This is a genomic window from Thioalkalivibrio sp. ALJ4 (genome assembly GCF_000377225.1).
GTDB lineage: Bacteria > Pseudomonadota > Gammaproteobacteria > Ectothiorhodospirales > Ectothiorhodospiraceae > Thioalkalivibrio.
Map to the genome: position 1 here is coordinate 1,251,867 of NZ_KB897917.1, position 20,129 is coordinate 1,271,995.

The 20,129-nt window shown below is 68.6% G+C and carries 20 protein-coding genes and 1 pseudogene; 14 read left to right on the plus strand and 7 right to left on the minus strand.

Annotated elements, in window-relative coordinates; genetic code table 11:
• Positions 1 to 33 precede the first annotated feature (33 nt).
• The 3 genes from minD (at position 34) to C936_RS0106025 (ending at position 2,262) form a co-directional block, all read left to right on the plus strand.
• Positions 34 to 843, plus strand: coding sequence for a septum site-determining protein MinD (minD, locus tag C936_RS0106015; protein ID WP_018137596.1), 810 nt, complete (start codon positions 34 to 36; stop codon positions 841 to 843).
• A gap of 2 nt (positions 844 to 845) precedes the next feature.
• The gene (minE, locus tag C936_RS0106020) at positions 846 to 1,103 is read left to right on the plus strand and encodes a cell division topological specificity factor MinE (protein ID WP_018137595.1); all 258 of its coding nucleotides are present in this window, start codon (positions 846 to 848) and stop codon (positions 1,101 to 1,103) included.
• 151 nt (positions 1,104 to 1,254) lie between these two features.
• Positions 1,255 to 2,262, plus strand: coding sequence for an NAD-dependent epimerase (locus C936_RS0106025; protein ID WP_018175499.1), 1,008 nt, complete (start codon positions 1,255 to 1,257; stop codon positions 2,260 to 2,262).
• A 30-nt stretch (positions 2,263 to 2,292) separates the two neighbouring features.
• Here the strand turns inward: C936_RS0106025 and C936_RS0106030 are convergent, their stop codons facing one another.
• The 3 genes from C936_RS0106030 to lexA all read right to left on the minus strand — a co-directional run bounded on the left by C936_RS0106030 (position 2,293) and on the right by lexA (position 5,171).
• The gene (locus tag C936_RS0106030) at positions 2,293 to 3,759 is read right to left on the minus strand and encodes a DNA polymerase Y family protein (RefSeq protein ID WP_018175500.1); all 1,467 of its coding nucleotides are present in this window, start codon (positions 3,757 to 3,759) and stop codon (positions 2,293 to 2,295) included.
• Positions 3,760 to 3,925: 166 nt separating this feature from the next.
• Positions 3,926 to 4,549 carry a translesion DNA synthesis-associated protein ImuA gene (imuA, locus tag C936_RS0106035; RefSeq protein WP_018175501.1) on the minus strand — a complete coding sequence of 208 codons (624 nt, stop codon included), beginning with the start codon at positions 4,547 to 4,549 and terminating at the stop codon, positions 3,926 to 3,928.
• A gap of 4 nt (positions 4,550 to 4,553) precedes the next feature.
• Positions 4,554 to 5,171: a transcriptional repressor LexA gene (lexA, locus tag C936_RS0106040; protein ID WP_026278818.1), complete on the minus strand. Its 618-nt coding sequence runs from the start codon at positions 5,169 to 5,171 to the stop codon at positions 4,554 to 4,556.
• A gap of 188 nt (positions 5,172 to 5,359) precedes the next feature.
• Here lexA and C936_RS0106045 point away from each other — a divergent pair, with 188 nt between their 5' ends.
• The gene (locus C936_RS0106045; protein ID WP_018175503.1) at positions 5,360 to 7,156 is read left to right on the plus strand and encodes a potassium/proton antiporter; all 1,797 of its coding nucleotides are present in this window, start codon (positions 5,360 to 5,362) and stop codon (positions 7,154 to 7,156) included.
• A gap of 28 nt (positions 7,157 to 7,184) precedes the next feature.
• On the opposite strand, the gene C936_RS0106050 is transcribed toward C936_RS0106045, so the two are convergent.
• Positions 7,185 to 7,535, minus strand: coding sequence for a hypothetical protein (locus C936_RS0106050; protein ID WP_018175504.1), 351 nt, complete (start codon positions 7,533 to 7,535; stop codon positions 7,185 to 7,187).
• A 31-nt stretch (positions 7,536 to 7,566) separates the two neighbouring features.
• Complete coding sequence (locus C936_RS0106055; RefSeq protein ID WP_018175505.1) at positions 7,567 to 7,893, minus strand: hypothetical protein; 327 nt, start codon at positions 7,891 to 7,893, stop codon at positions 7,567 to 7,569.
• Positions 7,894 to 8,059: 166 nt separating this feature from the next.
• Here C936_RS0106055 and C936_RS0106060 point away from each other — a divergent pair, with 166 nt between their 5' ends.
• The 4 genes from C936_RS0106060 to lolA all read left to right on the plus strand — a co-directional run bounded on the left by C936_RS0106060 (position 8,060) and on the right by lolA (position 13,493).
• Complete coding sequence (locus C936_RS0106060) at positions 8,060 to 9,298, plus strand: methyltransferase domain-containing protein (RefSeq protein WP_018175506.1); 1,239 nt, start codon at positions 8,060 to 8,062, stop codon at positions 9,296 to 9,298.
• On the plus strand, positions 9,295 to 10,050 hold the full coding sequence (locus tag C936_RS0106065; protein WP_018175507.1) for a DUF429 domain-containing protein: 756 nt from the start codon (positions 9,295 to 9,297) through the stop codon (positions 10,048 to 10,050). Before C936_RS0106060 ends, C936_RS0106065 begins: the two co-directional genes overlap by 4 nt.
• 25 nt (positions 10,051 to 10,075) lie before the next feature.
• The gene (locus C936_RS0106070) at positions 10,076 to 12,445 is read left to right on the plus strand and encodes a DNA translocase FtsK (protein WP_018175508.1); all 2,370 of its coding nucleotides are present in this window, start codon (positions 10,076 to 10,078) and stop codon (positions 12,443 to 12,445) included.
• Positions 12,446 to 12,833: 388 nt separating this feature from the next.
• On the plus strand, positions 12,834 to 13,493 hold the full coding sequence (gene lolA, locus C936_RS0106075; protein ID WP_018175509.1) for an outer membrane lipoprotein chaperone LolA: 660 nt from the start codon (positions 12,834 to 12,836) through the stop codon (positions 13,491 to 13,493).
• A 199-nt stretch (positions 13,494 to 13,692) separates the two neighbouring features.
• On the opposite strand, the gene C936_RS0106080 is transcribed toward lolA, so the two are convergent.
• Both C936_RS0106080 and zapB read right to left on the minus strand, forming a co-directional pair.
• On the minus strand, positions 13,693 to 13,995 hold the full coding sequence (locus C936_RS0106080; RefSeq protein WP_018175510.1) for a cell division protein ZapA: 303 nt from the start codon (positions 13,993 to 13,995) through the stop codon (positions 13,693 to 13,695).
• Positions 13,992 to 14,216, minus strand: coding sequence for a cell division protein ZapB (gene zapB, locus C936_RS0106085; RefSeq protein WP_018138362.1), 225 nt, complete (start codon positions 14,214 to 14,216; stop codon positions 13,992 to 13,994). Before zapB ends, C936_RS0106080 begins: the two co-directional genes overlap by 4 nt.
• Before the next feature lie 245 nt (positions 14,217 to 14,461).
• Here zapB and C936_RS0106090 point away from each other — a divergent pair, with 245 nt between their 5' ends.
• From C936_RS0106090 to C936_RS0106120, 6 genes and pseudogenes are all read left to right on the plus strand, one after another.
• Positions 14,462 to 14,749 carry a hypothetical protein gene (locus C936_RS0106090; protein WP_018175511.1) on the plus strand — a complete coding sequence of 96 codons (288 nt, stop codon included), beginning with the start codon at positions 14,462 to 14,464 and terminating at the stop codon, positions 14,747 to 14,749.
• Positions 14,749 to 15,351 (plus strand): UPF0149 family protein, encoded by a 603-nt coding sequence (locus C936_RS0106095; RefSeq protein WP_018138364.1) that lies wholly within the window; start codon positions 14,749 to 14,751, stop codon positions 15,349 to 15,351. The genes C936_RS0106090 and C936_RS0106095 overlap by 1 nt, the downstream gene beginning before the upstream one ends.
• Positions 15,348 to 16,712: a Xaa-Pro aminopeptidase gene (pepP, locus tag C936_RS0106100; RefSeq protein WP_018175512.1), complete on the plus strand. Its 1,365-nt coding sequence runs from the start codon at positions 15,348 to 15,350 to the stop codon at positions 16,710 to 16,712. Before C936_RS0106095 ends, pepP begins: the two co-directional genes overlap by 4 nt.
• 450 nt (positions 16,713 to 17,162) lie before the next feature.
• On the plus strand, positions 17,163 to 18,422 hold the full coding sequence (locus C936_RS0106110) for an FAD-dependent monooxygenase (protein ID WP_018175513.1): 1,260 nt from the start codon (positions 17,163 to 17,165) through the stop codon (positions 18,420 to 18,422).
• Positions 18,419 to 19,609, plus strand: coding sequence for an FAD-dependent monooxygenase (locus tag C936_RS0106115; RefSeq protein ID WP_018175514.1), 1,191 nt, complete (start codon positions 18,419 to 18,421; stop codon positions 19,607 to 19,609). The genes C936_RS0106110 and C936_RS0106115 overlap by 4 nt, the downstream gene beginning before the upstream one ends.
• A 328-nt stretch (positions 19,610 to 19,937) precedes the next feature.
• Positions 19,938 to 20,129: pseudogene (locus C936_RS0106120) on the plus strand (IS110 family transposase); the annotation flags it as partial.

Consider the following 20,129-nt stretch of genomic DNA (forward strand, 5'->3'; position numbering starts at 1 on the left):
TCATCGCGCGACGACCAAGGAGAAGCAGCCACCATGGCACGCATCGTAGTGATTACCTCGGGCAAGGGCGGGGTCGGCAAGACCACCACCTCTGCCGCGATCGCCACCGGTCTGGCCCTGCGCGGCCACAAGACGGCCGTGATCGATTTTGACGTCGGCCTGCGCAACCTGGACCTGATCATGGGCTGCGAGCGCCGTGTGGTGTACGACTTCGTCAACGTGATCAATGGCGACGCCAACCTGAAACAGGCGCTGATCCGCGACAAGCGCGCAGACAACCTGTACATCCTCCCGGCCTCGCAGACGCGCGACAAGGATGCCCTGAGCCAGGAAGGCGTGGAACGCGTGCTGAACGAGCTGTCCGAGGACTTCGAGTACATCATCTGCGACAGCCCGGCCGGTATCGAGCGGGGCGCGCTGATGGCAGCCTACTTTGCTGACGAGGCCATCGTGGTCACCAACCCCGAAGTCTCCTCGGTGCGTGACTCCGACCGCATCCTCGGCATCCTCGCCAGCAAGACCCGGCAGGTGGAACAGGGCGGCGAGCCGATCCAGGGGCGCCTGCTGCTGACCCGCTATGCCGCGGAGCGCGCCGCGCGCGGCGAGATGCTCAGTATCGAGGACGTGGGCGAGATCCTGGCCATCGACCTGCTGGGTGTGATCCCCGAGTCGCAGGCCGTGCTGAACGCCTCGAATGCCGGCCAGCCCGTGGTGCTGGACGAGGAATCCGACGCCGGCCAGGCCTACCAGGATGCAGTGGATCGCTTCCTGGGCGAGGAGCGCCCGCTTCGCTTTGTCGATGTACCGAAGAAGGGCTTCTTCGGACGCCTGTTCGGGGGCTGACCATGGGCATCTTCGATTACTTCCGCCAGCCGCGGCAGAAAAGCGCTAGTGTTGCCAAGGAACGCCTGCAGATCATCGTGGCGCGCGAACGTGCGGCCCGGGGCGGGCCGGATTATCTGCCCGCGATGCAGCAGGAGCTGCTGCAGGTTATCCGCAAGTACGTGAAGGTCAACGACGACGCCGTGCAGATGAACGTCGACCGCGAGGGCGACTGCGAGGTGCTGGAGTTGAACATCACCCTGCCCGACGATCGGGGCTAGCATATGTTCAGCCCGTCTCTCGCTGTAGGAGCTCAGCCCCCTGAGCGATGGGGAGCCAGGCCCGGCCCCCATCGGCCAGAGGGCTGGCCTCCTACGGTGGGTTGCCCCGGCCCCATCGGCTTAACATCGGCATAAGGCACATGATCCGTCCATGAGAATCCTGGTCACCGGCAGCGCCGGTTTTATTGGCAGCGCCCTCTCCCTGCGCCTGCTGGAGCGGGGCGACGAGGTGATCGGCGTCGACAACCTCAACGACTACTACGATGTCTCGCTGAAAGAGGCACGCCTGGCGCGCACGCAGGACCACCCGAGCTATACCGAGGTCCGCGAGGACATCGCCGACCGCGCGGCGATGGAGCGGGTGTTTCGCGAGCATCGCCCGGAGCGGGTGGTCAATCTGGCGGCTCAGGCCGGGGTGCGCTACTCGCTGGAGAACCCGGCGGCCTATGTCGACACCAACCTGGTCGGTTTCGGCAACATCCTGGAGGGTTGTCGGCACAACGGCGTGGAGCACCTGGTCTACGCTAGTTCCAGCTCCGTCTACGGCGCCAACACCACGATGCCGTTCTCGGTGCACGACAACGTCGACCACCCGCTGAGCCTCTACGCCGCGAGCAAGAAGGCCAACGAGCTGATGGCGCATACCTATGCGCATCTGTACCAGCTCCCGGTGACGGGCCTGCGCTTCTTTACCGTCTATGGCCCCTGGGGCCGACCGGACATGGCGCTGTTCCTGTTCACCCGGAAGATCCTGGCGGGCGAGCCGATCGACGTCTTCAACTACGGCCACCACCGCCGTGACTTCACCTACATCGACGACATCGTCGAGGGCGTGATCCGCGCGCTGGATCGTCCGGCACGGGCCAATCCTGCGTGGACCGGGGCCGAGCCCGATTCGGCGACGAGTGCGGCACCCTACCGGCTGTACAACATCGGCAACCACGAGCCGGTGGAGCTGATGCGCTACATCGAGGTGCTGGAAGACTGCCTGGGCAAGAAGGCCGAGAAAAACCTCCTGCCCCTGCAGCCGGGCGATGTGCCGGACACCTACGCCGATGTCGAGGCCCTGCGCGAGGACGTGGGCTATGCCCCCGCGACCGCGGTGGAAGACGGTATCGCCCGGTTCGTCGAGTGGTATCGCGAGTACTACCGCGTCTGATCGTTGACCCGAGCGCGCCGTACTGGCGCGCTAGCCCCAGTACCCCTGCCGGAACCACTGGCCGCTGCGCAGGCAGCGGTACAGCCACAGCCTGCGACCCTGCCGGTCGCACGTGACCGCGTAATCGCGGCGCACATCCTGCCCGCGGTCCCACCAGCCATCCTCCAGTCGGCCCAGCCCGTGCGTATGCAGCGGGGGCGGGATCGGCCGTGGGTCCTGTAGCCACAGCGCCGTGCCGCAAATCACTTGCGCGGGTGTCGGCGGCGGAGGCGAGGCCGCCGCGTCGAGATCGTGTCGCGCGCCCTGGGCGACCTCGGGGCGAGGGATGCCACTCGCGGTCAGCCGGACGATCGCCTGCTCGCCCAGACGCGCGCTCAGACGGGCCAGCACGGCCGGCAACTGCGCGTCCGGCGGCGGGTGGCCCGGGGTCTCGGCCAGCAGGCTGGCGCCCTGCGCGGGCGGGTCGAGCAGCCGCGTGGCCCGCAGGCGCAGGCCGATGACCGGGGCGGGCAGGACCTCGCGTTCCAGCCGGGTCTGCCACAGGGGCAGCCAGTCCTCCGCACGGATACCGGGATCGCCGCGTTCCAGCGTTATTCGGGTAGGGGCCATTCGGGTAGCGGTAATCCGCGCATGCGCCTCACGGTGTTTCAGCTCCAGCGTCATCCCCTGCAGGCTGCGGTTCAGGCCGCGCAGCTGGGCCTCGGCCTGGCGCAGCAGGCGCTTGAGCGGGAAGGCCAGGGCCCCGGTCGCATGAATCTCGTGTTCCAGGCGCAGCGACAGGTCCAGCTCCGGGGGTGGGTCAAAGCGCGGCAGGGTCTCCGTGCGCCACCCCAGCAGTCGGTCCAGCAGTGTCAGCAACTCCGGGCCGTGGCGGCGCGCGAGTTCGGGGCGCGCCAGGCGCAGCAGGTCGCCGAGCTGGCGCAGGCCGATGGCCCGCAGGCCCTCCCGGGTCGCGGCGGAGAGCGGCAGGGCCTCCAGCGGGACCGGTGACAGGGTGCGGCGCAGGGCCTCGCTATCTTCGGGGACCGCGGGATTGCGCAGGGTAGCGAGCAGGCGCGCGGCGGCCGGACTGCGTGCCAGGCCGATGCGCGGGTGGAAGCCCAGTCCCTCCAGGGTGCCCCGCACCCGTTCCCGCAGGGCGGCGAGCCCGCCGAACAGGCGCCGGCTGCGGCCGACCTCCAGCAGGATGCGCCGGGCCTCCGGCTCCGGGTGCACGTGATCGGAGAACTGCAGCAGCACGCCGGCCAGCATGGCGATCTGCGCGGTCTGGGCCTGCGGGTCGTGCTCGACGAGTTCCGGGGTGTCGAGGATGGCAAGGGCATCGGCCAGCGCCATGCCCGGTCGGGCCCCGGCGCGGCGCGCGGCGCGATTAGCGGCATGCACGCATGGAGTGGCGCCGGCCTCGACTACCAGCAGGGGGCGTTCGGTCAGCTGTGAACGGTCCGGCTCGGCCCGCGCCAGGATCTCCAGCGCCAGATGTGGCAACTCGACCGCCATCCACTGTTCGTTTGCTGAGCGCGGCTCGACCTGTGGGGCAGGGTTGGACTGCGCCGGGTATTTCGGGGGCGCAATCGAGGACGGGATCAGGGCTGGTTGGCGCCATGCGCGAGCCGGGCGGGAGGCCCGCTGCGGGATGGATTGCGGACGTTCAGGCTGACCCATATCAGGGTACCGGGATATGCAGGGCCTGGCCGGAACGGGCCCAGTCGCCGATGCCCTTCAGGCAGTGCAGTTCGAGGCCGTCGGTGGCGGGCTGCCAGCGCAGGCGCTGATGGGCCGGGGAGGGCTGCTCCGCGGCGCGCGGCGGGCGGTACAGGATGGCGCAGGCCTGGCTTTCGGCCGCGGCCAGGCGCAGCCGACGCAACAACGCGGTTTCCACCGGGCCGCCCAGCCAAGCCAGCAGGACCCCGAAGGCCGGGTCGCGCAGGCATTGTTCGCCGGTCCAGAGGGTGTCGCGGTCGTGTTCGGTGCGGATCATCAGCACCCGTTCCGGCGGGATGCCGAGCGGCTGCCAGCCCGGCAGCCAGGGCGTGGCGGGCGGCGCCAGCAGTGCGATCCAGTACCCCTCGCGACCGCAGGCCGCGAGCATGGGGACCAGCAGACGGGTCTCGCCACAGCCAAAGGGGGCGCCCAGGAGTTCGATCAGCTGGCCGCGCGGCCAGCCGCCCCCGAGGGCCCGGTCCAGCGCCGGGTGACCACTCGGCCAGACCGGGGCATTCGCGGCAGGGGCGGCGCTGCGCCCGCGCCACAGCGCCGGATGATCGAGCAGGGCATCAATGGAAGGCACGGGCTTAGCCCTGCGCTTCAAGATCGCGCAGTACGCCGACCCCGATGCCTTCGATCGCCAGCTCCTGACGCTCCAGGTCAATCTCGATCGGGGCGAAGTCGGGGTTCTCCGGCAGCAGGCGCACGCGGGCACCGTCCTGCTCGAAACGCTTGACCGTCACCTCGTCCTCGATGCGAGCCACGACGATCTGGCCGGCGCGGGCCTCCGGGGTCTGGCGGATGGCCAGCAGGTCGCCATCGAGGATGCCGGCGTCGCGCATGCTCTCGCCGTGCACGCGCAGCAGGTAGTCCGGGCGGGCCCGGAACAGGCTGTCGTCGATCCGGTAGTGGCGTTCGATATGCTCGGTGGCGAGGATCGGCGAGCCGGCCGCCACGCGCCCGACCAGAGGCAGTTCGGCCGGTCGGGCCGCATGCGTACCGGCCAGGCGAATACCGCGCGCGGCCCCGCCCACCAGCTCGATCGCGCCCTTTTTCTCCAGGGCCTTCAGGTGGCATTCGGCCGCATAGGGCGAGCGGAAACCAAAGGCACGGGCGATCTCGCTGCGCGTCGGGGCCGTGCCCTGGGTGGCGACGGTCTCGGTGATGTAGTCGAGGATGGCCTGCTGGCGCGCGGTCAGGGACACGGCGATACTCCACGGGTAACTGTTCATAAATACAGTATTCCGTGGCCGGGGCCGAGGCAAGTTCGAGGACTTGTCGAGCGCATTGAGAACGGCGGATTCTTGCCCGGGGCGCCCCCTGGGAGGTCGGTTCCAGAATGATCATGCGATGATGGCCCGCACGTGGGTCCGAAGGACATAAAAGGGGTTCGATGGACTGGATTTTTCCGCTGATCCTGATTGGCGCCGGGCTGATCGTGGTCTCGGTGCTGACGTCGGCGCTGTCGTTCCGGCTGGGTGCACCGCTGTTGCTCGTGTTCCTGGGGATCGGCCTGCTCGCTGGCGAAGACGGCCTCGGGCTCGAGTTCGACGACCCCAACACGGCCTTCCTGATCGGCAGCCTCGCGCTGGCGGTGATCCTGTTCGATTCCGGTTTTGGCACCCGGCTGCGGACCCTGCGCCGCGCGGCGGGCCCGGCCATTGTGCTGGCCACGGTCGGGGTTGCCTTGACCACGCTGTTGCTGGGTGTGGCCGCCCACTGGCTGCTGGATCTGCCCTGGGGCTATGCGCTGTTGCTGGGGGCGTTGATCAGTTCCACGGATGCCGCAGCGGTGTTCTTCCTGCTGCGGGTGGGGGGCGTCAAGATCAACCGCCGCGTACGCTCCATCCTGGAAGTGGAGTCGGGCTCCAACGACCCGATGGCGATCTTCCTGACCGTGGTCTTCATTGAGTGGATCCTGTCCGGCACCACGGCCGGTGGCCTGGCCACGCTGTTCGCCACGGAATTCCTTTGGCAGATGGGGCTGGGCCTCCTGCTGGGCATGGTGGGCGGCTATCTGCTGGTGGAACTGGTCAACCGCCTGCCGCTGGAGGAGGGGCTTTATCCCATCGCGGTAATGGCCGGCGCGGTCAGCCTGTTCGCGCTAGCCGGCTGGCTGGGCGGCAGCGGCTTCCTGGCCGCCTATGTGGCGGGCATCGTGGCGGGCAACCGCAAGTTGCGGGGCGCGGCGAAGCTGCACCGACAGCAGCAGGGTCTGACCTGGCTGGCGCAGATCAGCATGTTTCTGATCCTGGGGCTGCTGGCCACACCCTCGGAATTTCCGTCGCTGGCGCTGCCGGCCCTGGCGCTGGGTCTGGTGCTGATCCTGGTGGCGCGGCCGCTGGCGGTCTGGTTGTGCCTGCTGCCCTTTCGCCAGGACTGGCGCAGCACCGCGTTCGTCTCCTGGGTCGGGTTGCGCGGGGCGGTGTCGATCCTGCTGGCGATCCTGCCGATGGTGGCCGGGGTCGAGGGCGGAGAGATGTTCTTCAACATCGTGTTCATGATGGTGCTGGTCTCGCTACTGGTGCAGGGCTGGACGATTCGCCCGGTGGCCGAGCGGCTCGGGCTGGTGGTGCCGCCGGAGATGGGCCCCGTCGAACGTGTGCAACTCGAACTCCCCGGCAGTCCCCGGCACGAGCTGGCGGTATATCGCGTGATCGAGGACAGCCCGGTGCTGCGTGGGGCACGTCTGCCACGCTGGGCACGTCCGTCGCTGGTGGTGCGCGAGGGGCGTTCGGTGCGCTATCAGCAGGCCGGGCATCTGACGCCGGGGGACTATGTCTACATCTTCGTGGTGCCGGAATACGTGCTGCTACTGGACCGCCTGTTCGCCAGCCCGCGCATCCCCGACCACGAAGACTCGGAGTTCTTCGGCGAACTGCCGCTGCATCCGGAGAAGCCGCTGGCCGATTTGTGCGAGATGTACGGGGTGTCCTGCGATGGCGTGGACGCGCAGCGGACCATCGCCGAATACCTGGCGCAGGAACTCCCGGGGGACCCGATCGTGGGCGACCGGGTGAGTTTCGGGTCCGCGGACCTGATCGTGCGCGAGGTCGACGAGGCCGGGCAGGTCACACAGGCGGGTCTGGCCTTCCTGCGCCACGGGGCCGGGGGCGACGGGCTCACCCTGCCGTGGTACGGCTGGTGGCGGGCGCTGCGCGGGCGTCATGCTCCGAAGAGCCAGGGCTAATCAAAAGCCTTGCACTGGGCAGCGCTTTTTACGGCGAGCCCTGCTCCAGTGTCTTGCGCAGGTGTTCGATCTGCTCCGGCTTGATGCCGGCGATGTCCTTGATCGGCAGGGTAAACGCGAAGCCGTTCCCCACCTCGCTCAGCGCGAGTTCTTCGTCCAGGCGTTTCAGCAGGCGTTCGGCGAGACTGGCCTCCAGGACCATCAGCAGCACGTTGCGGGCCGCGGAGTCCTTCAGATCCATGATCGGTGACCGGCGCAACTGGGCAATGCCCTGGCCCTCGAGTAGTGTCAGGCCGGCCGCGCCCTCGCGGCGGGCGGTCTCGATGGCGCGGTCGGCCCGGTTGCGCGGGACCACGGCGGCGAGCAGTACGAATTGCATGGCGTTCCTCGCGCAGGAGATCAGTGTTTCCTTAGGGTTGGGCGATGCCACCGACGAACCGCATGCCCGCCAGGGCCTGGGCATCCAGTGTGAAGGCCAGACCGTTGTACGGCTGCAGCAGGTCCAGTTCCAGGTTCAGGCGGTGGGCGATGCGCTCGGCGCGTTGCTCGTCCAGTTCCCAGATACAGATCGACTCCCGGCCCTGGTAGGTCACGCCGAGAAAGGTCATGTGGTCCGGAAAGCCGAGCCCCGCGCCGTGCATCACCGTGCCGTCCGCGCCGCCTTCCTCGGCCGCGATCGCCAGCGCCAGGTCCTCGCGATCCTGATCGACGATGGCTACCAGAAATGTTTCGGCCATTGGGTGACCCCTGGTTGTCTGATTCACTTGCCTGATTGTGTCGAGTATCTCAGCAACGCCTGCCGGGTGCCCAGACCCATGCCGCTGATCCTGGCAGCGGCTGCAGACGAAACGCAGTCCTGTTCGCCGTACCATACCCGGAATGTCGCGAGGGAAACACGGATCCATGTACGACCCCTTTGCCTGCCCGGAACGCGCGCCAGCGGCCATGAGTACGCCGCGCCCGGCGCTGGATGTCGGCTTTACCCTGGACTGGAGCAGTGCCGAGGTGCGGCATCGCGAGTGCCTGTTCCTGCCGTGGCTGATGCCGGCGCACGACGTCTGGCCGGGCGCCATCGGGTCGCAGCTGGCCGGCGTGGATGTCGGCGAGGCAGTAGACGTTCCGGGGGCACCTTTGGTCCCGGGGTGGGACCCGGCCGGGGAGGTCGAACTGCCGCCGGCGGCGTTCAATCGCCGCCTGCGCCGGCATCGGGTGGTGGAACCCCGGGCCGGGCGTTTCTATCCGCGTGCGTTCATCGCCGGACATGCCGGCATCGAGGCCGGCGACCGCGAGCTGTTCCGCATCGGCAAGCTGGAAGACGCGCGGCTCGTCGCGGACCTGAACCATCCGCTGGCGGGCATGGACGACCTGCAGCTGCGCGCTCGGGTAATGGCGTTTCACGAGCAGGGACGCGAAGACGATCGGGCGGTGGCTGTTACCCGGATGCTGACGGCGCGCGGCCCGGGGATGCAGGCGCGGTGGCACGGGCGGCCGACGGACTTCTGGTCTGGGGAGGCCTGTGAGCGCGAGGATCCCGCGCCCGATCGCGAGTTCTACGCCGGGCCACGCATGGTGCATCACCTGGATGCCACGGCCCGTGCCCGGATCGCGGCGCTGTACGCCACGCTGATCCCGCAGGGTGCACGGGTGCTGGACCTGATGAGCAGTTGGGCATCGCATCTGGATCGCCTGCAGTCTCCCGAGGCGGTTGTCGGGCTGGGCATGAACCACGAGGAGCTGGCCGCCAACGAGGCCCTGGATCAGGCTCTGGTGCACGATCTGAATCGACAGCCGACGATTCCTCTGCCGCCCGCGAGTTTCGACGCGGTCGTGTGTACCGCCTCGGTGGAGTATCTGACGCGCCCACAGGCAGTATTCGCCTCGGTGCGCGAGTTGTTGCGCCCGGGTGGGGTGTTGGCGGTGGCGTTCTCCGATCGCTGCTTCCCGACCAAGGCGATCGCGGTCTGGGAGCAGTTGTACGACTTCGAGCGCATGGGGCTGGTGCTCGATTTGTTCCTGCGCGCAGGGTTCGACGACCTTTCCACGCTCTCGCTGCGCGGCCTGCCGCGCCCGCCGGACGACCCTTATGCCGGGCGCCTGGATTATGCCGACCCGGTGTTCGCGGTCTGGGGCCGGTGTCCGTGAGCAACCCCATCCGCATCATCGGCGTCGACTGTGCCACCCAGCCGCGCAAGACCGGGCTGGCCTGTGCCCGCTGGTCCGGCGACGACTTGCGCCTGGAGGAAGCCCGCCGCGCGCACCCGAGCGAGCCGGCGGCCGCGATCGTGGCCGGCTGGATGGATACGCCGGGACCCGTTCTGCTGTGCCTGGATGCCCCGCTCGGCTGGCCCAGCGCCCTGGCGCGGGAACTGTCGGGGCACCAGGCCGGTGCGGGCATTACGGCGGACGCGGATGCGATGTTCCACCGCCATACCGACCGGGTGATTTGGGAGCGCCTCGGCAAGCGCCCGCTGGAGGTGGGGGCGAACTTCATCGCGCGCACTGCGCTGGCGGCGGTCAATCTGCTGCAAGCGCTGCGCGACCAGAGCGGACGGGCGCTTCCGCTGCCCCGGGTTGCTGGGCCGGTTGCCGATTCAGCTGCGATCGAGGTGTATCCGGCCGCCCTGCGCAGGGTCCGTGGCTGGGATACCCGTGTCGATGTCCGGGCCCGGCTGCCCGAGGCCTTCGAGGGGCCCGTGCCAGACCTGAGTGTCGCCACCGACGATACGCTGGATGCGGTGCTGTGCGTGCTGGCCGGGGTCGATTTCCTGGCCGGACACGCAGTCGCGCCGACCGCGGATGAGGCGGTGCTGGCTGACCGCGAGGGCTGGATCTGGTCGGCCGATCCGGACCCGTTTCGCAGGGAGGGAGATCGGCCCCCACGAACGACGTCTTAATCGGTAAACTGCGCGATGATTCGCAATGCCCGTGTCGCGGGCCGAACACAATGGGGAGCGCATGGCCGCAAGCAAGGCCAAATCCGGGGGCAAGGGCAGGAAGACGGCAGAGCCGGCTGCGGCACCCAGCCTGAGCGGGCAGTTGCTGCGCGGGCTGCGCGAGGGTGCGCTGCTGATCTTCGGCATGCTGGCGCTTTATCTGCTGGTCGCCCTGGTGAGCTATCACCCGGGCGATGCGGCCTGGTCCACCACCGGCGATGGCGAGAGCCTGCGCAACCTCGGCGGCACCACCGGCGCCTGGTTTGCGGACATCGCGTTTCACCTGCTGGGCTATCTGGCCTACCTGATTCCGCTGGCGGTCGGCGGCATTGGCTGGTGGCTGTTCCGGCATCGCCGCGAGGCGCGGATCGCCAGCCCGATGGAACTGACGGTGCGCGGGGTCGCGCTGATCGTGGCGTTGATCTCGGGCGCGGCGCTGGCCGCGCTGCACCTGCTCCCGGGCGGGATGCCGGTGCACGCGGGTGGCATCCTCGGAGACTTGTTTGCCGGCTGGGCCGTGGCCGGGCTGAGCCTGGTCGGGGCGACGCTGGTGCTGCTGGCGCTGTTCCTGGCCGGGGTGACGCTGTTCACGGGCCTGTCCTGGTTCCTGCTGATGGACCGGCTGGGTCAGTTGACCATCCGTGGCTTCGAGCGGCTTCGCGCTCAGCTGGATTCGGCCCGGGATCGTCGCATCGGCGCGCGCGAACGCGCCGAGCGCGAGACGCGGGTGGAAAAGGAGCGCAAGCGCACCGAGAAGCGCGCCCCCTCGCGCGTGGAGCCGCGCATCGAGGCGCCCGCGCCGAGCCCCCGCGTACAGAAAGAAAAGCAGGTCCCGCTGTTCACCGAGGGGTCCGGGGCCGATCCGCGTCCGCCGCTGTCCCTGCTGGACGAGGCGCCACCCCCGCCGGATGGCTTCTCGGAGGAGTCGCTGCAGGCACTCTCGCGCCTGGTCGAGCTGAAGCTGAAGGACTTTGGCGTGGAGGTCGAGGTGGTCGCGGTGCAGCCGGGCCCGGTGATCACGCGCTTCGAGCTGCAGCCGGCCGCCGGGGTCAAGGCCTCGCGCATCTCGGGGCTGTCCACCGATCTGGCGCGCTCGCTGTCGGTGATGGCGGTGCGCATCGTCGAGGTGATCCCGGGCAAGTCCACCGTGGGCCTGGAGATCCCCAACGAGAACCGCGAGATCGTGGCGCTCTCCGAGATCCTGCGCTCGGAACTGTTCGACACGAACAAGTCGCCGCTGACCATGGCGCTCGGCAAGGACATCGGTGGCGGCCCGGTGATGGCGGATCTGGCGAAGATGCCGCATTTGCTGGTGGCCGGGACGACCGGCTCCGGGAAATCGGTCGGCGTGAACGCGATGCTGCTGTCGCTGTTGTACAAGTCCACGCCGGACGACGTACGCCTGATCCTGATCGACCCGAAGATGCTGGAGCTGTCGGTGTACGACGGCATCCCGCACCTTCTGTGCGAGGTCGTGACCGACATGAAGGATGCCTCCAACGCCCTGCGCTGGGCGGTGGCGGAGATGGAGCGGCGCTACAAGCTGATGTCGGCGATGGGCGTGCGCAACATCGGCGGCTTCAACAAGAAGGTGCGCGATGCCGAGGCCGCCGGCGAGCCGTTGAAGGACCCACTGTTCAAGCCGGAGGAGGCGCTGACCGAGACCGAGGCGCCGGAGCTGGAGCCGTTGCCGTTCATCGTGATCGTGGTCGACGAGTTCGCCGACATGATGATGGTGGTGGGCAAGAAGGTGGAGGAGCTGATCGCACGCCTGGCGCAGAAGGCGCGCGCCGCCGGTATCCACCTGATCCTGGCCACCCAGCGCCCGTCGGTGGACGTGATCACCGGCCTGATCAAGGCGAACATCCCCAGCCGTATCGCCTTCCAGGTCTCCTCGCGCGTGGACTCGCGCACCATCCTCGACCAGATGGGGGCCGAGCACCTGCTGGGCCACGGCGACATGCTCTACCTGCCGCCGGGCAAGGCGATGCCGGAGCGCGTACATGGTGCCTTCGTCGGCGACAACGAGGTCCATCAGGTGGTGGAGTACCTGAAATCTACCGGCGAGCCGAACTACAACGAGGCGATCCTCGACGAGCCGGAGGCCGGGGCCGCCGCGATCCCGGGGCTGGAGGCACCGGGCGATGGCGAGGCGGAGACCGACCCGCTTTACGACCAGGCCGTGCAGATCGTGATCGAGACGCGCAAGGCCTCGATCTCGTTCATCCAGCGCCGCCTGAAGATCGGCTACAACCGTGCCGCGCGCATGGTCGAGGACATGGAGGCCGCCGGGCTGGTCAGCCCGGTGCAGTCCAATGGCAATCGCGAGGTCCTGGTCCCGGGACCGAACGACTAGGGAAACACTGATCAATGTACACGCTCGCGCTCGAGTCGCTTTTGCGTGCGAACAAGGCGCGGTGACTGCCGTGCAGTCATTCTGCACAAGGGAGCCGCAACGCCGTGCGCGCGCAAAAGCGGCCGAGCCCCTTCGGGGTTGGCACCCCAGGTTCCCCGATCCTGCGTTGCGCCGCTTGCAGGTAGAACCACTACCCGCTGCGCGACGCGCCTTGTCTCGGAAAACCTGGGGTGCCAACGCGAGTGTGTACATTAATCAGTGTTTCCCTAACGCTCGGCCGGGTCCATGTACCGGATCCTGTGATCCGGCTCGACCTTTCTGTTGTGGTATTCACGCCCGGTTAAGCGACCGGGCGCAGGATCATCGTAAACACCCAACCGGAGTCCGCATGATCGTTCGTCTTGTCCCCCGTCTGTTGCTCGCCCTGGCCGCGACGACGATGTTCCTGTTCGCCGGGCCGCTGGCGGCCGAGCGCGGCCCGGCGCCGGATGCGCGCGCGGCGCTGGACCGTTTTGTCGAGGGACTGGAGACCTTTACCGCCGAGTTCACGCAGACGGTACGCGACGAGACGGGCTATGTGCTGCAGGAGTCCGACGGCTCGATGCAGCTGGGCATGCCGAATCGACTGCGCTGGGAGGTGACCGAGCCCTTCCCGCAGACGATCGTGTCCGATGGCGAGGACCTGTGGACCTATGACCCGGACCTGGCGCAGGCGACCGTGCGCCCGCTGGGGGATGCCTTCGATGCGACACCGATCGCGGCGATCACCCAGCCCGAGCGGCTGGACGAACACTTCCGCATGGATGTGCTGCCGGTACGGGATGCCTCGGCCCTGCGCCTGCTACTGATCCCGCGCAACGAACAGGCGGACTTTACGCATCTCGAGCTGGACCTGACGCCGGATGGTGACCTGACCCGCATGGCCTTTCGCGACATCTTTGGTCAGGAGACCGAGATTCACTTCGAGCGAAGCGAGCGCAATGCGCCGGTCGACGAGTCCGTGTTCACCTTTGATCCGCCATCCGGGGTGGATATCTATCGGCCGTAACGCACCATTCGCCGTGCCGTGGGAACCCTTGATGGGATTCGCCTGGCTCATCCCATCCTACGGCGCGGGGGTGGGGCAGGAGTAGGGTGCGGTTGAGCACCGCGAAACGCACCGTTCGCTGCGTCGTGAAACCCCCTGATGGGATTCGCTTGGCTCATCCCATCCTACGGCGCTGTGGGAGCGGCCTTGGCCGCGAACTTCAGGAGCGGGGCGTGCCCAGTGACTGTTCGATGCGGTCGGCGATGGCGGTGATGCGGGCCGGGCCGGTCTGCTCGGCACGTTTGAGCTGCTCCTGACAGTCGAGCATCTCGTGAGCGAGGTTCAGCGCCACCATCACGGCAATGCGCTCGGCGCCGACCACGCGGCCGGTGTCGCGCAGTTCGCGCATGCGCTCGTCGACCAGGGAGGCGGAGGCAAACAGGTCGGCGCGTTCCTCGGGCGGGCAGGCGATCTGGTATTCCTTGCCCAGGATCGAGACGCGTACGGGTTCGGACTGGCTCATTCGCTGTGCTCCATCGACCGCAGGCGGGCGATCATCGTCTCGACCCGGTGGCGGGCCTGTTCGTTGCGTTCCTTGAAGGCCGCGCGCTCGCTTTTGAGCTGACGAATCTGCTCGTGCAGCAGATTGTTCTCCTCGCGCAGGGCGGCATGTTCATCGAGCAGCCGCGTAATGGCGGTCTCGAGGCGCTCGACGGGATCGTGGCTGGAATCCTCGGACGACATGGCGACAGGCCCCGGTTCGGTGAAGGCGACCGCGCACGGCGCGCGACGCAGTCCATGGAGTCTAGGAGGCCCCCCCGCAAATCGTCAACTTGTGTGACCTTTTTGCGGGAGCGCCTTCACTATTGCCATCCGCGACTGCCGGCGGCGACAGGGCCAAACGCGCGCGGACACGGCGCTTTGTTGCGACTCCTATGGCGGGCTGGTCACAATAGGCGGCATATCATTTCTCAGGAACTGCCGCGCCCATGACCCAGCCCCCCGAACCCGACCCGCAGGCCACCGTGATCGAGGGCACCGCCCACAACGGCAAGCCCTGCCGCATCGTGGACAATACCGGGGCGATCCCGCGCGCGGATCTGGAGCAGCTGCTGGCGGACCTGATCGCGGAGAAGCGCTTTGGTCTGAATGCGCTGTCGGCCACCGGGTCCAGCGCGATCAAGCTGGGCGAGCCGCAGTTCACCCATCTGCAGGTCGGTGACGACCTCTACCGCTTCCTGCTGTTTCCGTACGAAGCCCGTCTGGAGTCCTTCTGATGGCTGCTCCGACCGGCGAATCGACCAAGGCGCGCGGCGGCCTTGAATCCGACCCGACCGCGCTGGCCGAGCAGCTCGCGCATGGCCTGCGCCGCATGGGCTTCGCGCAAACGCCGGCCTCCGCCCACGGGCTGTTCACCGGCTGTGTGGTCGCGGACCCCGGCGCGGATGTCGAGGCGCTGGAACAAAGCCTGGGCGAGGCGCTGCCGCTGACCGATGCCGCGCCGGACGACTTCCGCGCGACGGTGGAGGCGATCCGCCGGGCACTGCTGGCGCAGCTGTACGACGTCGAGCTCGGCTTCGGGCCCCTGCTGCCGGAGGACGAGCCGATCGAGGCGCGTGCCCAGGCCCTGTCCGAGTGGGTCGACGGCTTTATCTCGGGTTTCGGGCAGATGCCCCGGCTACAGCAGATGAAGCCCTCGGCCGAGGCCAGCGAAATCCTGCGCGACTTTGCCGAGATTGCGCGCATCGAACTGGAGCCGGAGGACGACGAAGACAACGCCGCCGCCTTCGAGGAACTCAACGAATATGTGCGCGTCGGTGTATTGCTGATCGCCGACGAGCTCGCCCCGGACGACCCGAAACGGATCCCGATGCAATGAATGCCCCCACGCGCCCCCCGCTGCCCGGCAAGACCCCGACCATCACCCTGGCCGAGTTCGCCCGGCGGCGTCAGCGCCTGATGCGCGGCGTGGGTGGCGACTCGATCATCGTGGTGCCCGCGGCGCACGAGCAGGTGCGCAATCGCGATGTCGACTACCCGTTTCGACAGAACAGCGACTTCCTCTATCTTACGGGCTTCCCGGAGCCGGATGCGGTCGCCGTGTGCGTCCCCGGACGCGAGGCCGGGGAGTACATCCTGTTCTGCCGCGACCGCGACCCCACGCAGGAGACCTGGCAGGGGCGGCGCGCCGGACCGGACGGGGCGATGGAACACTACGGCGCGGAGTGCGCGTTCCCGATCGAGGACATCGACGAGATCCTGCCGGGCCTGATGGAGAATCGGCGCGTGCTGTGTGCCCCGTTCGGGCGTGACGAGGCGCTGGACCAGCGGCTGTTCGGCTGGGTCAATCGGGTCCGCGCGAAGGCGCGCAACGGCGTACGGGCCCCGCATGAATACGTCGCGGTCGAGCACTACGTGCACGAGCAGCGCCTGTTCAAGAAGGCCCCGGAGCTGCGCATGATGCGCCACGCGGCCGCGATCTCCTGCCAGGCCCATATCCGCGCGATGCAGGCGGCCCGCCCGGGCGTGACCGAGTTCATGGTCGAGGCCGAACTGCTGCACGAATTCCACCGCCATGGCACCGAACCGGCGTATCCCTCCATCGTCGGCGGTGGCGAGAACGGCTGCATCCTGCACTACATCGAGAACCGCGATGTCCTGAACGACGGCGACCTGCTGCTGATCGACGCCGGCTGCGAGGTGCATGGCTACGCCTCCGATATCACCCGCACCTTCCCGGTCTCCGGGCGCTTCAGCGACACCCAGCGCGAGGTCTACGAGTGCGTACTGGCCGCCCAGCACGCGGCCATCGATCAGACCCGCCCTGGCAACCACTGGAACGACCCGCACGACGCCGCCGTGCGCGAACTGACCCGCGGGCTCAAGGACCTCGGTGTGCTCAAGGGCCGGCTCGACAAGCTGCTCAAGGACCATGCCTACCGGCCTTTCTATATGCACCGCACTGGCCACTGGCTGGGGCTGGATGTGCACGACGTCGGCGACTACCGCGTCGGCGACGCCTGGCGCCTGCTCGAGCCGGGCATGGTGACCACCGTGGAGCCGGGCCTCTATTTCGGCCCGTACTCCGAGGCCCCGAAGGCCCTGCGCGGCATCGGCATCCGCATCGAGGACGACGTCGCCGTCACCCGCGACGGACACGAAGTCCTCACCGCCGCCTGCCCCAAGACCCCCGCCGACATCGAAGCCTGCATGGCCGGCGACCTCCCGGGCTGGACCTGACCATGCGCACCCGTCCAAATCCGGCCAACCCAAAATTCGTAGGGTGCGTGGAGCCCCGCGAAACGCACCGATCGCCGGGGTGTGCCCTCGCCCCTGATGCGATTCGCTACGCTCATCCGCATCCTACGAAGGTTCGTGGCCCCAGGTACCGTCATCGCGAGGTGCGCAGCGCCGCGGCGATCACCTTCCGCAGCGACCGGACCTCGCCGCTGCGCCAGCGTCCGGAGATTGCCACGGCCCCTTCGGGTCCTCGCTCCCGCCAAAGCCTGGCCCACGCAAAAACCGTAGGGTGCGTTGAGCTTTGCGAAACGCACCGATCGCTGGGATGTGGCCACACCTTTGATGCGATTCGCTGCGCTCATCCGCATCCTACGACGGCGCTGTGGGACCGGGCCTTGTGGGAGCCGGCTTGCCCGCGAACGGCCGCCCACGAAGGCTTTCCGGTCTGACATGAGCACCCAAACCCCCGACATCGCCATCATCGGCGGCGGCCCGGTCGGCAGCCTGGCGGCCGCGACCCTCTCCCGGGCCGGCTATTCCGTGGCCCTGTTCGAGCGGGGCGCCGCGCCGAAGCCGGACACCACCCGCCCCGACACCCGCGGCTACGCCCTGGCCGCTGGCTCCGTCCAGCTCCTGGACGACCTCGGCTACTGGTCCTCCGTGGCCGACCAGGCCACCCCCATCCGATCCATCGTGGTCAGCCGTCGCGGCGGGCTGGGGCGGGTGCACCTGAACGCGCGCGACCATGGCCGCGCCGCGCTCGGGCAGGTCGTTCCGGCCGCCGCCCTGGACCCGATGTTGAACGAGGCCTGCCGCGCGGCCGGTGTGGACCTGCATTACGACTCGACCCTGGCCGGCCTCGATCCGGCCGAAGGGGATCGACGCACTCTGCATATTGAGGGGGCGAAGGACGAGGCGACCTGGTCCGCCCGTCTGATCCTCGCGGCGGACGGCGTGAGCTCCCCGACCCGCAAGGCCCTAGGGTTGCCGGTGCAGCGGCTGCGCTACGACGCCGATGCTTTGGTGTTCGACGTGCGTCCGGACCGCCCGCACAACGGCCAGGCCTTCGAGCGCTTCACCGACGAGGGGCCACTGGCCCTGCTGCCGCAGGCCGATGGCCGCATGAATGTCGTCTGGGTGGCGCCGCCGCAGACTTGTGAACAGCGCCTGGAGCAGGGCGAGGCGGAACGCCTGCGCGAGTTGCAGGCCCGCTTTGGCTGGACACTCGGGCGCCTGCGTCCGGCGGGGCCGGTCGTGCGTTTCCCGCTGGAGCGCGTCCACGCCCCGGACCCGGTCGCCGAGCGTGCGCTGCTGCTCGGCAATGCCGCGCACTCCGTGCATCCAGTCGCCGGGCAGGGGCTCAACCTGTCGCTGCGCGACGTGGCGGGCCTGCTTGGTGCGCTGCGCACGGGCCGGCAAGTCGATGGCACGCCCGCGTTTGCCGCTGACCCGGGTGCGGCGGCGGTGCTGGAGGCCTATGCAAAGGATCGGCGACAGGATGTGGGCAGCGTGGTCGCGGCCACCGATTTCCTCGCCCGGGGCCTGCTGCACGCCGCCGGGCTGCGCGGCCACGGGCTGGGGGCCGGCATGATGGCGGTCGATCGCCTGCGCCCGGCGCGCGATGCGCTGGCCCGCTCCGCAATGGGGCTGGGTCCGCTGCCGCGCCATACGCTCGCCCATCTACCCGCAGCCGGGCAGGGCACGCCATGACGAAAGGCACCCTCGAAACGCTGGACGTCTTGGTCGTGGGCGCGGGCGCCGTCGGCGGGGCGATCGCCCTGGGCGCCGCGCGGCAGGGCCTGCGGGTTGGCGTGCTGGAACGCAACGCCGCGCCCCAGTTCGATCCGGAGACGACACCGGTCACGCGGGTTGCCACGCTCAACTCCGCCTCCATGGCCTTTCTCGACGAGCTGGGCGTGCGCAAGGCGCTGGAGCAGCGCCGCGCCCATGCGTTCTCCGGCATGTACGTCTGGGATGCGAACGGCCCCGGCCATATCCGCTTCGATGCGGACGCGCTGGGTGTCCCGGCGCTTGGCTGGACGGTCGAGCTCGCCGCGCTCGAAGCTGTCCTCTGGAGCCAGTGCGAGGCCGCGGGCGTTGTCCTCTACCCGCAGACCGAATGGAAAGTCCTCGATCGCCGCCCGGATCGGGTTGATGTGTACGGCGACCACCGACACCCGATCGCCTCGGCCCGCCTGCTGGTCGCGGCCGACGGGGCGCGCTCGCGTGTCCGCGACTACGTCGGTATCCCGTTTACCGGACACGACTACGACGCGCGCGGCGTTGTCGCCACCATTACCACCGAGCACCCGCACCAGGACACCGCCTGGCAGCGCTTCGTCGAGGACCGGATCATCGCGCTCCTGCCGCTGGCGGACGGGCGCTGTTCCATCGTCTGGTCACAGCCGGAATGGCCCGCCGCCGAAGACACCCTGGCCCTGGACGACGCTGCCTTTTGTGCGGCGCTGGAGCAGGAGACCGATGGCTGCCTGGGCGCGATTACCGCCACGGCCCCGCGCGTCAGCCTCCCGCTCACCGCGCGCCACGCCAAGACCTACCATGCGGACCGCGTGGCTCTGGCCGGAGACGCCGCCCACACCATCCACCCGCTGGCCGGGCAGGGCCTGAACCTGGGCCTGGCCGACGCCCGAACACTGGTCGACGGGCTGCGCGGCCCCGCCCGCCACGACCCGGGCGCCGAGACCGTCCTGCGCGCCTACACCCGCGCCCGCCGCCCGGAAAGCGCCTTCATGCAACGCGCCATGGACGGCTTCAAGCTCCTGTTCGGCACCCAGGCCGCCGGGCTCCCCGAGCTGCGCGGCCTCGGCCTGCGCCTCGTCGACCAGGCCGATCCCATCAAGCGCCGCCTCGCCCGCCGCGCCTTCGGCCTCGATTAGCGCAATCGCTGCCACACCCCCTGTAGGAGGCCAGCCCTCTGGCCGATCGGGCATTGGTCGATTCCCAATCGGCCAGAGGGCTGGCCTCCTTGTGTGTCGTTGCAGATGGGTCGCTACCACCTGTGGCGCTGTACTCGGGGCAACCCGTTGGCCTCCTGAGGCTTTGAGCCTGATCCGTAGATCGGTACCCGAGTCCTTTTTCATCTCGAAGTTTGAACGGTATCCAAGCCCCCCGTCAGGGACGGGTGAGGCTGTACGGACAAGGCGAGAGGACGAGATGGCTCACATTGGCATTGATGTCAGCAAGAACAAGCTCGACTGCATGTGAGTGCGGGACTTGGGGGCGGGCAAGATCAAGCCCAAGGTGTTCCCGAACCGCCGGGACCAGTACCCGGAGCTGCTCCACTGGCTCGAGCGCAACACGGGGGAGTCGCCCCAGGCACTGCACGTGTATCTGGAGGCCACCAGTCCCTATCACGAACCCCTGGCGTACTGGCTGCATGAGCAAGGCGTTCGGGTC